General features: G+C 42.8%; 13 protein-coding genes. 8 read left to right on the top strand and 5 right to left on the bottom strand.

The features are described 5' to 3' along the window. Nucleotides 1-8: 8 nt before the first annotated feature. Together AAIR98_RS06300 and AAIR98_RS06295 are read right to left on the bottom strand one after the other, a co-directional pair. A complete protein-coding gene (locus tag AAIR98_RS06300; RefSeq protein WP_423971347.1) occupies nucleotides 9-956 on the bottom strand; it encodes a permease in 948 nt (315 codons plus the stop codon). A gap of 112 nt (nucleotides 957-1,068) precedes the next feature. Next, nucleotides 1,069-1,482, bottom strand: coding sequence for an ArsR/SmtB family transcription factor (locus AAIR98_RS06295; protein ID WP_423971346.1), 414 nt, complete (start codon nucleotides 1,480-1,482; stop codon nucleotides 1,069-1,071). A gap of 123 nt (nucleotides 1,483-1,605) precedes the next feature. Between AAIR98_RS06295 and AAIR98_RS06290 the strand changes: the two genes are divergently transcribed. Beyond that, the gene (locus AAIR98_RS06290) at nucleotides 1,606-2,082 is read left to right on the top strand and encodes a hypothetical protein (protein ID WP_423971345.1); all 477 of its coding nucleotides are present in this window, start codon (nucleotides 1,606-1,608) and stop codon (nucleotides 2,080-2,082) included. A 15-nt stretch (nucleotides 2,083-2,097) separates the two neighbouring features. Continuing rightward, nucleotides 2,098-3,114: a hypothetical protein gene (locus AAIR98_RS06285; RefSeq protein WP_423971344.1), complete on the top strand. Its 1,017-nt coding sequence runs from the start codon at nucleotides 2,098-2,100 to the stop codon at nucleotides 3,112-3,114. Between the two features lie 42 nt (nucleotides 3,115-3,156). Here AAIR98_RS06285 and AAIR98_RS06280 read toward each other — a convergent pair whose 3' ends face one another. Further along, nucleotides 3,157-5,349, bottom strand: coding sequence for an acetate--CoA ligase family protein (locus tag AAIR98_RS06280; RefSeq protein ID WP_423971343.1), 2,193 nt, complete (start codon nucleotides 5,347-5,349; stop codon nucleotides 3,157-3,159). Between the two features lie 44 nt (nucleotides 5,350-5,393). On the opposite strand from AAIR98_RS06280, the gene AAIR98_RS06275 reads away from it, so the two are divergent. From AAIR98_RS06275 to AAIR98_RS06255, 5 genes are all read left to right on the top strand, one after another. Continuing rightward, entirely contained in the window at nucleotides 5,394-5,711 is a 318-nt protein-coding gene (locus tag AAIR98_RS06275; RefSeq protein WP_423971342.1) for a DUF1232 domain-containing protein, read from the top strand. A 94-nt stretch (nucleotides 5,712-5,805) separates the two neighbouring features. Beyond that, complete coding sequence (locus tag AAIR98_RS06270) at nucleotides 5,806-7,803, top strand: ankyrin repeat domain-containing protein (protein WP_423971341.1); 1,998 nt, start codon at nucleotides 5,806-5,808, stop codon at nucleotides 7,801-7,803. A 112-nt stretch (nucleotides 7,804-7,915) separates the two neighbouring features. After that, nucleotides 7,916-8,377, top strand: a complete 462-nt coding sequence (locus AAIR98_RS06265) for an AsmA family protein (protein ID WP_423971340.1) — start codon at nucleotides 7,916-7,918, stop codon at nucleotides 8,375-8,377. Between the two features lie 59 nt (nucleotides 8,378-8,436). Further along, entirely contained in the window at nucleotides 8,437-10,110 is a 1,674-nt protein-coding gene (locus AAIR98_RS06260; protein WP_423971339.1) for an AsmA family protein, read from the top strand. Nucleotides 10,111-10,432: 322 nt separating this feature from the next. Continuing rightward, nucleotides 10,433-10,609 carry a hypothetical protein gene (locus tag AAIR98_RS06255; RefSeq protein ID WP_423971338.1) on the top strand — a complete coding sequence of 59 codons (177 nt, stop codon included), beginning with the start codon at nucleotides 10,433-10,435 and terminating at the stop codon, nucleotides 10,607-10,609. A 268-nt stretch (nucleotides 10,610-10,877) separates the two neighbouring features. On the opposite strand, the gene AAIR98_RS06250 is transcribed toward AAIR98_RS06255, so the two are convergent. Continuing rightward, nucleotides 10,878-11,525, bottom strand: coding sequence for a hypothetical protein (locus AAIR98_RS06250; protein WP_423971337.1), 648 nt, complete (start codon nucleotides 11,523-11,525; stop codon nucleotides 10,878-10,880). 9 nt (nucleotides 11,526-11,534) lie between these two features. After that, on the bottom strand, nucleotides 11,535-12,038 hold the full coding sequence (locus AAIR98_RS06245; protein WP_423971336.1) for a hypothetical protein: 504 nt from the start codon (nucleotides 12,036-12,038) through the stop codon (nucleotides 11,535-11,537). A 569-nt stretch (nucleotides 12,039-12,607) separates the two neighbouring features. Here AAIR98_RS06245 and AAIR98_RS06240 point away from each other — a divergent pair. Beyond that, a complete protein-coding gene (locus AAIR98_RS06240) occupies nucleotides 12,608-14,080 on the top strand; it encodes a T9SS type A sorting domain-containing protein (protein ID WP_423971335.1) in 1,473 nt (490 codons plus the stop codon). Nucleotides 14,081-14,186 lie beyond the last annotated feature (106 nt).

The raw sequence follows: 14,186 nt of genomic DNA, 5'->3' as shown, positions 1-14,186 counted from the left end.
TTTCCCCCTTATAAAACGTAAGGCGCTATAAAATTGATGGCGTAACCAAGTATGATTATTCCAACAATTATAGTAGCAAAAAACGCCGCCAAAAGTTTCAGTTTCATCACGCTTCTTAGCAGTATGGCCTCGGGCAGGCTCATGGCTGATACGGACATTAAGAACGCCAGCGTCGTCCCCAGGGGAATTGGCTTACTAAACATTACCACCGCTATGGGCACCACGCCCGCGCAGCTGCCGTATACGGGCGCGCCTATAAGCACCGCTAAAGGCACGCTGAAAACGCCGCCAAAGTTGGCTATTTTAAGTATAGTTTCATCGGGCACATAATTATGTATGGCGGCGCCCAGCGCGACGCCCGCCAAAATCCATATCCACAATTTTTTTACTATGTCTTTGCCCTCGTTAACGCCAAAAGAAACTCTTTCTTTAAAACTGTTAAAAACCATGTTTTCCGGCGCGTTGCCGCTGGCGTGCGCCTCAATATATTTTTCCATACCCAGTTTTTCCAGCACCCAGCCGCCGGCCATACCCACGGTTATGCCGCCTATTATGTAAATAGCTACTATTTTTATGCCAAAGTAGCCGGGCATAAGCGCCACAAGGTATTCGTTAACAAGCGGCGACACCGCCAAAAAACAAATGCTGGCGGCAAAAGGTATTCTCATTCTTACCAAACTTAAAAATATAGGTACGGATGAGCACGAACAAAACGGCGTAAAAATAGCGAATAAGGCGGCAAAAAAACTGCTTATAAATTTATTTCTGCTGCCAAGGTACTTTTCCATTTTATCTTTGCCAAAATACGTGCGCACCACGCCAATGGCAGATATCATAAAGAACAGCAGCAGTAAAATTTTAATGCTGTCGTATATAAAAAATGACACCGCGCCGCCAAAGCGGGTTGTAATGTCCAGCCCGGCGGTTGTAAGCAGGTTGTTTACCAGGGTCTCCATAGCTATTTACCGTCCTTTTCGCACACGCCTGATTTGTCACCGCAGTGACAGGGTTTTTCAGATTCTTTTTTAAGCCATTTATCAAATTTTTTAATTAATTTATCAAACATAGTTATTTCCTCTTTTTTATTGTTTTTTTAGTTTTTGCCGGGGCCGCCGCTTCCTTGTCGTGGTCGCAGTGGCAATTTTCGCGGTGTTTTTCCTCAAGAGCGTCAAACACGTTACACCTGGTGCATGCCCCCTCAGCCGCGCAGCAGTCTACTAACAGAAAATCTATTATGTCTTTAATAGCCTCAAAATTGACAGAATAAAAAAGGAATAATCCCTCCTTACGCTTTTGCAAAAGCCCCGCCTGGGTAAGCAGCAGCAGGTGAAAAGAAAGAGTGTTTTTTGTTATTTTAAGCTCTTTACTTATATCGCCCGCGCACAGGCCTTTGTCGCCGTGTTTTACCAGCGTGCGGAATATTTTCAAACGTGATTCCTGCGACAGCGCCGCAAAAATATTACCTACTTGTGATATTTTCATACGTCCTCCAAAGTGTATGGAAACTAGTTCCATGATTCTAGAATTATAGAACTTAATTTATGTTTTGTCAATAGTATTTTTTATTTCAAAAATTTGTAATATGAATTGTAACGGGGAATTAAAATGCACGAGTATAAACACAATTTAAAAATATATATAGCTATGGCGGTGATGGTTTTTATTTTTGCCATATTCTTTTTTGCGGGTATTAATAACAGCGGTAGCAAGTTTTACCCGGCGCTCTTTATGCTCGCCGTGCTTACGCTTATGTTTGCCCCTGTTATAATAATGGATATTTTACGGGTAAGGCGCGCCAATAAACTTTTGAAATACGGCGCCGTGCAGCCTATGCGCTTTTCACGCACTACGCATGTGGTAAAGAGAAGCAAAAACACCAGCAGAACGGTTTATTATATTGAAGTTAAAGACGACAACGGCGTTATATACAAAAGCCATGGGTTTGACTTTCAGCCTTCCCCCTTTATACCGGAGGAATTAAATGTTTTTTTCGACGTAAAAAACCCTAAAAAATATTTTGTGGATACAAGAGAAGTTTTTATAAAAGCAGGTAAAAAACGCTGCATAATTTCAGATAAATAACGTTATAGGAGAACTATGCAAAGAATTTATGTTAATAATAATTTAGCGGACGCGCAAAATATTCCCCCCGCACCTGCGCAGCCTGCCAAGCAGCCAGACAACACCCCGCCGGTGTTTAGAAGAATATCCCCGGTAAAAGTTTTTATTTTAATGTTTTTTACTATGGGCGTTTACATAGCGTTTTGGTGCTATAAACAATGGGCTACGCTTAAGAAAAACACACCGGCATATTCCAAAATAATGCCGTTTTGGCGCGCGGTGTTTTCGCTCATATTTATTTTCCCGCTGACGGAGATTTTGGTAAATAAATATAAAAAGAGCGCCGCTCTCTATATTATCCCGCTTGTATTAATATTTATACAAATACTGTTTAAAATTATGCCTGTGCTGTTATTTGTTATATTTTTCATGCTTGTGCAGGCGGTATTGCTTACCGTAATGCAGGTTATTATTAACGGTACCGGCGGCGTAAGTAAGAAGGAAGGTTTTTTGGTTATATCTGATATTCTTGCTTTAATATTTACTTTTATTGTTTTATACTTTAGCTTCGCGGCGGAGTTTAAAACGCCGCCGCCGCTTAAAACCGTACCCCAAGCGTCCAGGCAGTACCTTGAGGGCGGTATAAGCGTGGAGTTCCCCTATACTCTCACTCTTGAGCCTGAAATTACTGACCCCGCGTTTAAAGAAATAATAGCAGAACATCAGGTTTACTCCTATGACAGTGATGTTACGGGCCTGGCGTTTTCCCTAAGGCACTCAACGTTTTACGGGGAGCCGGATATAGAAACAATGTTTAACAGTATTATGGAGCACTTTCCCTTCAGCAAATCTGACTATGAAATTATGCCCGTTAATATTGATAATGTGGACTGTGAGCGCCGCGACTTTACCCTAAAAGGTCTTTCCACCAGAAACAAAGTTATGGTGTGTGTTGACGGTAACGACCTGTGGACAATTGCCGCCACCCACAGAGTGGAGAACAGCAGGGACGCGGTTTCAGACGCGGTTTTTGACAGTATAGAGATATACTAATATAAAAAAGCCCCGCGTTTTGCGGGGCTTTTTTATTGTAATTTACTTAACAAACTTGGTTATCATTTTTACCAGCTTGTCGGCGTCGCGCATTACAACAAACCCTTCCGCGCGGCCCATACTGGCGTAAACGTCAAACTTCTCTCCCCCCGCCACCACAACGTATACGGGTAAGCCTGTTTCTTCTTTTAGCTTGGCCAGTTTGGCAAAAACATCGGGGTTTTCCTCGGGCAAAGTTTTTACCACGGGGGACAGCGGTATCATGGAATACACTATTTGGCCGTACTCGCCGCTTTTGGCGGCGGCGGATATTATGTCAAAGTAGGCGGCGTCGGGCGCCATGGGCGTGATGTCAAAGGGGTTGCGCACGTCTACAATGCTGTCAAGTTTATAGGTTTTAAGTACGGCTTTCATTTCTTCTTTTAGTTTGTCAGACGGGAACGGGCAGGTTATAACGTCGCCGTCTTCAATATTGTCGGCCATGCCGCTGGTTTCAAAGCCGCCGTTGCTTATCATAAATGTTTTGCCGTTGGTCCTGTTGTAAGACATGCACATGTTGGCCAACGTTTCAAATTCCTCAAACGTGTCCGCCATTATAGCGCCCGCGCGCTCAAGCAAGGTTTTGGTAACGGTGTAGGAGCCCGCTATCGAGGCCGTGTGCCCCATAACAGCCTTTTGGCCCGCCGCTGTTCTGCCAGCCTTATAGATTATAACGTCTTTATTCAGTTCCTTGGCGCGTTCTACTACATTGACTAAGTTTCTGCCGTCCATAAATTTAAAGCCTTCTATATAAAGCAGCAGTACTTTTACGTCTTCATCTTCCACGGCGTAAGAGGCGTAGTCTGTAACCGTAGCGTCAAGCTGGTTGCCTACTGTTACGCTGTAAACAGGTTTTAACCACGGGTTTTTGCTAAGCGTGGATACTACAAACGCCCCGCTTTGGCTTAAAAACGCGCAAGGTTTAAGTTTTTCGTTAACGCCCAGCGGCGGGGTAAGCTTGTTCTTGGGAATAAAAAGCGTGTTAACCTTGGATGGGTTAGACACTATGCCCAAAGAATTGCCGCCGTTAAGCATAAAGTCGGGGTTGGTTTTGCGGGCTTCTACTATCAGGTTTTCTATATCTTCTTTTAAACCTTCGCTGCCTTCCTTTTCCCCCACTCCGCCGGAAATTAAAACTATACTTTTAATTTTACCGCTGGCGGCGGCGTCTTTAATAACGTCGGGCGCGGCGGCCGCGGGTACTGTTATGATAAGGCAGTCTATTTTGGCAGGCAAATCAGCGCAAGTTGCGTAGCAGGGTACGCCGTCTATTTCTTTAGTTTCGCCGGGTTTTACTATATAGATATTTTCTTTGGCCATGCCGGCGGAAATTATATTGTTAAGTATAATCCTGCCCATGTTCATGTTTTTCTCGCTCACGCCCACTACGCCGACGCTGTTTGGGCGCAGTAAACTGCGCAGCCCCTCTTTGCTTGGCAGCGAGCGGGTTTTGCTCTCTGCTTGGCGGAAGCGGATTACGCCGTCTAACGCCACCAGCTTGCCCTCACTTACGGCAAGCGGGTTAATTTCTGCTTCTTCCACGGTCCAGGCATTGCCTGCTTCGTCTGAAAAGTAATTGATAAGCGTGCTCATAGCGCTTACCCATTTGGTAAGCAGTTTTATGTCCGCGTGCTTTTTGGCGCCGCGCACAAGGCCGTGCATGTAATGGGCGGCAAGGTTATTTGATACAAACTCCTCAGGGTGCACATTGGCGCTTAGCGCTATGCTTGGGCTGGCGCCCGGTTTCAAATTTTTAGTAAGAAACTCCGCCCCCGTACCGCCCAGGCCAAGCACTGTAAGCGGGCCAAAGGCCTCGTCCGCGCGTACGCCAAGCATAAGCTCTGTGCCAAGGGTAAATGGGGTGTACTTTACAAATTCCACCGCCAGCACCCCCTCGGCCTTGGGAAATTTCTTTTTAAATTCTTCAAAGGTTTTTTTTGCTTCCGTTTTGGTTACTATTTTTACGCCGCCTACTTCTGTTTTGTGCAGAATATCGGGCGAGGATATTTTTAAGGCCAGCTTGTCGCCGTCAAAAGATGATATTATAGCTTCAAAATTTTCGCCGTCCATATCAAATAACTGCCACTTGGGCGTTTCTAAACCAAGGCGGTTAAAAACCTGGTAGCACTGCGCCTCGGTAAGGGCGGTTTGCCCGTTGGCGTGGGCGGCGGCGAAAATATTTTCTATAAAGTTCATGATAACCTCGTTGACCTGGGGAATATAAAAACATAAAATAAAATATGAGCAAAAAAAGCAACCCCGTTACTAACCCCGGCGATATAGAAACATTTTTTAAAATGTTTAACGCCGTACGCAAAGGCAAATACCCCATGCCGTGGGCTATGAGCCTGTGGATGCTGTTTTTCTTATTTTACTTTATTTCACCCATAGATATCATACCCGACATAGCTTTGCCCATACTTGGTTTTACCGATGACGCCGCGCTTTTATTTTTTACGGGTACCAGAGTAAAAAAAGAACTAAAAAAATTCCGCGCACAGCAGGGTAACGCCGATGATTCCCCCAAACAACTGCCAGAGCAGAAAGATGAAAAATAGCGTTTTTCTACAACCCTATTTTTGCAGCATAAAAACAATATTTATTTTTATATCTTTATTCCTATATACTTTTGCAATTTCGCAAGAGGTAACCGTGACTGATAATAATTTATACAAAACCGCTTACAAAGCAGCCGCAAAATCCGACGGTAAAACATTACAAACCCTGTTGGACGGCGGTTTGGATATAAACGCGCAGTATCTTGGCGGTGATTATAAATCAACACTGCTGGTAAGGGCAGTTTACGAGAAAGATGCTAAAGCTTTTAAAACCCTGCTTAAATACGGCGCCGATATGGACGCCGCTGACGAACGCGGTAATACCGCCTGGGATTATATTGATGATAAAACTATAGCCGATGCTTCAAAAGAAGCGTACAAAGGGGCGGCGCAGAATTTTTTAGACGAGGAGCTTGAGGCTTTAATTAAAAGTATTGCATATAACAGCAAAGGCAGTATCTTCAGGGCGGAAGCGCTTTTAGCCGCCGGGGCGGACGGGGAGAGAGTTTTTGAACCGGAGGGCGTTAACCTTTTATTTTTTACTCTTACAGATAAATACTGGGGCGGCGCGCGGGAACTGGCGTCCCCGGAGATTTTAGAAAGAATGCTTAAAGCCGGCGTAAACCCGGGCAGCCGTAACGCAGAGGGTAAAACAGCGCTTATTTATGAGATAGAAAATATTAATGCCGGCCGGGGTATGACAGAACGTGTTGCGCTGTTATTAAAATATGGCGCGGATGTAAACGCAGTGGATAATAAGGGCATGAGCGCGCTTACAAAGGCTAATGTATTACCCGCAACCAAACACGTTTCTTATACTTTGCTTGAGAGCGGCGCTAAAAGAGATGTAGAGGCAGAGTGGTTTTTAACCGCTTATGAATATAAAAACGACCATAGGCATTATAACTTTTTAATAAAGCAGTTGTTGGCGGATAAAGCAAATATTAACGCCCTGGCAAAGCAAGAGCTGTATGATATAAAAGCCGGACAAACGGCGCTTTTGTATATGGCGGCGCAAAAAAATTATGACAGTGTGCGGGATCTGATTGACAACGGCGCAGATGTAAATATAAAAGATAATGAGGGCAGAAACATGCTGCATTACATTGCCCTTATGCCTGAAGCGGGTGAGACCGACGCGCGTAAAATAAAAAATATGTCTGATTTATTTTTCTATAAAGGCGGCAGAGACCTAAAAGATATTTACGGGAAAACCGCGTTTGATTACGCCTTAGAAAATAATAACGATAATAATATACTTTTAAATATTTTTGACGCTTCCGTAGGTGAGCGCCGCGCGGAAATGGCGGATAAAATATTTGCCGCTTACGGCACCGGGAAAGATAAAAAGAAAATTGAAAAATTTATAACGCAAACCGAAAAACTAAAAGTTACTGACGAGCCCGTGCCAAACGCGTTTGAAAAAAGCGAATCTTGGACAAAAGAGTCCGGCCTGGCGGCAGGCATTAGCGGCACTTCATACTTTTTTTCTAAAGACGGCAGATTTTCTTATTCGCACTATTATTCCGGCGGAATATACTTTAACGACAGCGCAGGCGGCACGTATAATTATGACGCCAAGCGCCAAACAATTACTCTTAAAACAGACGTAGCGTTTACTAACTCCCCATATACAAAAAGGCAGAACCCCCTTTTACCCCATGAAATAAAAATTATCAGGCAAACGGCAGACGCGGTTGAGACAACCGCAGGCAACTTTACGCGCAAACAAAGCGACGATGTTTCACCGCAAGGTTTTTTAAGAGGAGGAGCACTGCAGTCCGCAGATATTACCGCGTACGTATCAAAGTATCCGTTTAAATTTACTGCCCGCTTGCTTGCGCTTAGTGAAGACGAAAGACTTGTTTTTAATAATTTTTACTATGCCCCCAAAACGAAAAAAAATATAACCGCCGCTTCCGGCGCATTAAGGTTTGAAATAAAGTTAAGTTACGGCGGCAGCGCTAAAAGCATTGTTTTTTACCCCGAAGATAACTTGCTGTTTGAAGATAATAAATACTATAAGTTAGACCCTAAAAACAACGAAGTTAAAAAGTTTAAAAAACTGCTGGCATCTTATTTAAAAAATTAGGCTGCCTAAATTACAAAAATACTTCTGAAAATAATACTAAAAATTATTACCCCCGCAGCCCCCTTTTTGATATAATTTATTTGACTTGTAATGATTATAATTTGGGGGACGTATGAAGAAGTTAATAAAAGTATTAATAATATTATTTATTGTCCTGCTTGTGCTGCTTTTGGGCGCGGCTTTTGCGCTAAGACAGATTTTTAACGCGGACAAAGTAAGAGAAATTGTTGTAGACTACGCAAAAACAAACTACAACAGAGAAGTACGTTTTGATGACGTGTCTTTCAGGCTTATAGGTGTGGAACTTTCCAACTTCGCGGTATCTGAAAAGGCTACGTTTAAAGACGGCACTTTTGCCGAGGCAAAAAGCCTGGTTGTAAAAATTGCCCTGGCCCCGCTTTTTAAAAAACAAATAGAGGTAAGCACGGTAGGTTTAGAAGGTTTTACCGCTAACATAATAAAAGATAAAAACGGTGTTTTTAACTTTGCCGATTTAATACCCGCCGAGAATGAAGCCCCCCGCAGCCCGAGGCCCCGCAGGAAGTTACCGACAAAGGCCTTGCCTTTGACGTAAGCGTGGATAAATTTTACATCAACAATTCAAACGTTAATTACAACGATAAACAGCAAAATATGAAGCTGCACATTAAAGATATTAACGTTAAAATTAATGACTTTAAACTTGACGGCGTGTTTAATATAGACGCCGCGCTTAAAGTGCTTTATTCTGACAGCGATATGGAAGTGACGCTGCCCGTTGTAGGTCAGTTTGCGGCCGATCTTAAAAACAATAACTTTGACACCGCCTACGCTGAAATCAAAAAACTCGCCTTAATATTTAACAAGGCCACTTTTGACGTAACAGGCAGTGTAACCGGCTTTAACAACCCGGTGGCGGATATTAAAGCCACCATCAGCGGCGTAAACAAACAAACCGTAAGCGGCTTTGTGGCGGACCTGCCCAACTTTACCCTGCCCGTTATAAAACTGGCCGCTAAAGTTAAGGCGGATTTGGATAACTCAAAAGCTACGGTTGAAAACTTTTCAATAACCCTGCCAAAGTCGCTTATTAAAGGCACGGCCAGCGCAAACTGGGGCGGCAAGGATATTGCCTACACGGCTAATACCAACATCTCGCTTGCTTTGGCGGAAATTGCCGCTATAGCGCAGGAACTTACCGCGCCCTATAACCTGACAGGCGGCGTTACCGGCGACATTGTTACGACGGAAAAGAACCCGGTTAAAGGTTCTATTAAACTATCTAACATAAACGCTTCTTATGAAGATATTGCGACTGTTAAGGAGATTACGGGCGATATTACCATATCCTCCCTCTCCGCCGTTAAAACAAGCGATATTACAGGCAAAATTAACGACGCAAACTTTAAAACAAACCTATCATTGACCGAGGCTAAGGCCAACCACTATAAAGTTGATTTTAATTTCGACTTAGACAGCCTTACGCTTAAAAAATTACCCGCTTCTTCCGCCGATACCACCGCGTCCGCAACGCCCGCCGCATCGGGTTCTGCCGCGGCGCAGCCTTCAGGCTCCAACATGTTGTTTGATGTTAAATCAAACATTAAGGTTGGCAAAATAACTGTACCGCATTTTTATTCGGACGGTGTTACACTGCAAACCAATCTTACTAACGTTGACGCCGATCTTAAAAAAATTACGGGCCCTATGTCATTTGACCTGCAAAAAGGCGCTATAAGCGATATTAACGCTTTTCTTAAGTCAAATAAACTTGTTAATGTAATGTTTATTTCACTTGGCGTGGTGGACAAAGTGTTTAAATACCTTAAACTTGACGTTTTTAACAAGAGCGGGCAGGCTAAGGATGAAATACCCTTCCACTCTATAGAAGGCGCTTATACGTTTAAATCAGGCCTTATGAATATAGACAAAACTACGCTCAACTCTGACCTGGCCACCGTGCAGGCGCTTGGTACTATTGACTTTAATACAGAAAAGTTGAACATGAAGGTTAACGCGCACCTGGGGAAACAGGGTTCCAGCGGGTTTAAGCCTGTGGCTATTAAAGTGGGCGGCACTATGAGCGACCCTAAACCTACGCTTGATGTGCTGTCTACGGCTACCTCTATTATCCCCGGGTTGACCACGCTTGGTAAAAACACGGCGACAGGCACGGCAAGCACCGCTAAAGATGTTGCCTCTGGCACGGCTACAGCGGCTAAAGACGCTGCCGCCGCCACAGTAAATACCGCTAAAGACGCGCTTAAAGGCATAGGCGGTTTGTTTAAAAAGGACTCATCTTCCTCCGCGTCTTCTGAATCTAAGTAGTTAGTTTTAGCGTTTTACGCAGCATATACCGCCGGGGCTAATGCCCCGGCGGTTTTTTTGTTTCACAAAAAAGATTTTGACAATTTTAACTTTGTCAAAATTGCAACGTGTCAAAATCTACTTATTAATACGGCCGTCCAGTTGGGCGGCCTTTTTCTTCCATACTTTTATAATAGTTCACCTTTTAGAAAATGGAAAGTTATTTTTGCTGTTAATTAATCTAATATATGCTATTCTAATTAAAATTTACTATAATATTAGCGTTGTTAAAAACATCGTGGTGAAGGGCGCGCGCTGACGCGCGCTCTTGAGAGGGGTACTAATGTCAGACAAAAGGAAAACTCTTAAGGCAGAAAACAACAAGGATGGTCTTAACCCGGCAGAAGAGGGCGAGCAAACGGTTGTGGGCAGCATTTCCAACTTTTTGCTTAAAGACGGTTGGAAAATAATGACTTTTTGGGGCACCCCCAAAACTGTCAAAGAAGAAGAAAACAAATAGTAGTTGCAGCAATGTAGTGCAGGGTTTAACGCAGTACCGGCAAAATGGCAAAGCAGTTTACTTAGCAATGTTTGCCGTCACATTTGCAGGGGTTTTAAAATAGGGAATGTACAAAAAACCCGCGTAATAAAATAATTACGCGGGGTTTTTGCGGTTGCTTGTTAAGCTGTAAATATTTTTCGCTTTGTTGGATGGAAAAGATAAAACACCCGGGATTATTTTTTAATCCCGGGTGTTTTATTTGTAAATATTTTTTAAGTCTTTTAACTTATCTTAAACCTGATTTGTTTACAGCAGCCTGACGGTCAACTTCCCACTGTGCGTTGCCTGTACATGCAGGACCGGCTGGGTTAAGGCAGCAAGCTCTTGCATATCCATCCGGAGGACAACCTGCACCAGAAGAATTTGTGTCTTCCATCAGAACCATATGCTTTTTACCGTCCACGTCAGTTAATTGTAACCATCTGAGTGTGGCGGACGAGGAAGGGCTTTTAAAGTTTGCGGTGTCACCGTTTGTGGCTTTAAAAACAGGCTTTGTTTTTTGCGCGCCCAGTCTGCTTTTAGCGGTAAACTTCGTGTTAGGCGACGTAAACTTTTTAGAAGCGTGGTTTGTTTTAATATTTGCCGAACCTGTTACATCCACTTCAGCGCCTGTGCCTCTTATTGTAAGAGACTCTGTAACAACCAGGTTGCCCGCGCTGCCGCTTTCTGATTTTAAGTCTAAGTTACCGTTGGTCACCAGCCTGCTTATATTGGCTGTTGTACCGCCGGTTGTGCCCGCGTTAAGCGTGTTAGACACGTTTAATTTGTCATACTTGCCTGAGGGTGACGGGTGGAAAGCCACGCTCTCTATTGTGGCGGCCATGGCAAGGCTGGCAACTGTTAAAAGTGTTAATAAAGATAATAATTTTTTCATGTTAATCTCCTATTCCAGGCTGGTAATAGTACCGTCTGTAACGGCCTTAATACCGGATGTAACTTCGCCCACTTTTACCTCGTTCCAGTTTATATTGCCTGTGCTGGGCGCGGCCCATTTTACGCCGTTTATGTAAAGGGAGTTATCAGCCGTAATGGCAAAATTATTTGAGGTTACGGTACCGTCAAGCACGTCAATGTTGTCAGCTTCAGCTTCACCAAAATCTAACGCGGAGGTGTTAACTGTTATGTCGGCCTCTTTAGCTTTTATTATTTGGCCTACTATAACGTTGGGCACATAAATATCCGCCTGTTTTGTTTGTACTGTGCTTGTTGTGCCGGATTTGCCCATATTAACTTTTGTAAAGTTAGAGTTCCCCGCCACTTCCAGCTTAACAAACGCAGCCACGGGCTGTGGTAATATTGTTACCAGGTTCACCGTGTCAGCCAGTGCCGCGCTGTTTAATGCCGCCACAGCGGCCAAAGCGGCGCAAATTGCCATTATTCTTTTCATGATTCCTCCCCTAATTTATATATAAAGGGTTATTTAAATATTATTTATATAATAATCATATAAAAAATATTTGTCAAGACCTAATAAGTCTATTTAAAATATTCATAAATGTCAATAATATTTATTTACCTCTTTCTCCGGTTACAAATATTTCTTAAAAAATATGAGTTTGCCATAAATAGTTGCTTATTTTCCTCCTCTTTGTAAGAGGGGTACCTTTTTGCAAAGCTAAAAGGGGAGGCGATTGATAAAGTGAGGTACAAGCGCATATTAAAGTGCTGTACATGTACGGCAAGTATTAATCTCCTCCCCCGCTTTGCGGGTACTCCCTTTGCAAAGGGAGTAAATTTTTAATCAAAGGGAGTACGGCAGAGCCGGGAGGGATTTTAAGCAATCCTTATTTTTAGTGAAATATGTTAATAAATTCTAGTGTAAAATTAAGTATTGTGCGCTAAGTTTTGTTACAGTACACTTAATAATATATATATAATATAAAAACATAAAATGTATTTTGTATTTAGTTAACATATGTTAATATGTTATATATCAGCAAATATTGGAGGCTGTTTATGAACAGGATAGTAACAATTACCCTATGCACACTTATCGCTTTGGCCTGCGTCACAAACGCTAATGCGGGATATGTGCAAACTTCTATAGACTATACCGTTATTCCCGCTCAAACCCCTGCAGGTGAAAACTATTATTACGAAAGCCCGATGACAGTTACTGTTGGCGCGGGTTCTTTTAATGATGAGGTTAACGCTGCAATAAGAGCAACTGTACCCAATACAGATTTTATGAAAGCCCTTATGTCAGACGAGCCTGTTCTTAAAAAAACTAAAGCTGCTGATCCTAAAGCTAAAGGTGAGATACAAGCTTATACAATGGACCATAATGGCCGTATTGATAAAACAAAAATAGCCGCTTTACAAAATACAAAAAAAGTTGCTTTGAAAACTTTAAAAACCCAACTTAAAACAACCTCCTCTATTGACGAAGTAAATGAACCTCAATATGAAATTGACCCGGATGAATGGGTAAATGTTTGGGAAAGTGATAGGTTTAATATTTATTCTCCTGGTGATGAGTATGTTGTTGAAAACAGACTTTTCCCCCCTACAGTTAACATAAAAGGTGAGGAATTTGTAATAGGGGGTGCCCCATATTTATCAGTAGAAAACATGGATTTGCCGGAAGACGATGATTTCCGTTATTTAAACAGGCAAATGTTTTGGGCGGAAAGAATAAGCGACCCGTATAATTCTTTTGGTACAATAAGCTCATATTACGACTCTGTAAAAGCTAATCCGCAAATTTTATCTAATATGGAAGCTGATATTTGGTATGTCATTGTTAGTAATTGGGCTTGTTTTGAGTGGTATAATATAGATGACTTTAACAATGGTATACAAGCTTTTGTAGACAAAGGTATGGGTAAAGGCTTCAGCCACTATTTTGAAACAGGCGAAGACTTTGACAAATGGGACCAATCCACAGGTTTATGTATGCCTGACACAGTGTTGGGCTATGTATATGCGGGTAGAGCAAATCCATATGAGTTAACCACTTTTGATGTTAACCTTAAAGACCCTGTTGATGGAACACCTTTTAAAGTAAGAAACCGCCAAACAGGCTTACCCACAGGGAAAACGCTTGCTGATGGTGGTGATTATTATGCGGTTACATTTTATAAAGTAGTTGATGGTCTCAGGACTCTTCCTCATGGTCAACAAGAGGGGTATGTATCACAAGCTACTCTTAAAGTCCCTAAAGCCACAGGCCACAGCACGGTAGGCATAGATAAAGCGACAACGGAAGAAAAGGCCAAAGCCTATAGAACCGCCGATGGTGTAACAATAGAATTGCCTGAGTGGAGACCGGGCGCCAAAGCCACAATCTACGACATGAACGGCAGAATGTTAGCCAGCGAAGCGCTTAACGACGCTGTTAACAAAATCAACGCCAACCTGCCCAAGAACAGCATGTACATAATAAAAGTAGACACAGACAAAGGCGCACAATCAATAAAACTAAGATAAGTTTTTTAACACAAACCGCGGGGCTAAAACCCCGCGGTTTTTTTATTTATATTTCCCTCGCCTTCTGGGGGATAGCGTAAACTGTGTATTCCCCTCACCTGCTCAC

Origin of the sequence: Elusimicrobium simillimum (assembly GCF_049639735.1) — a bacterium.
Lineage (GTDB): Bacteria > Elusimicrobiota > Elusimicrobia > Elusimicrobiales > Elusimicrobiaceae > Elusimicrobium > Elusimicrobium simillimum.
Note: the sequence above shows the minus strand (reverse complement) of the source record. Positions and strands in the feature narration are given on the sequence as shown.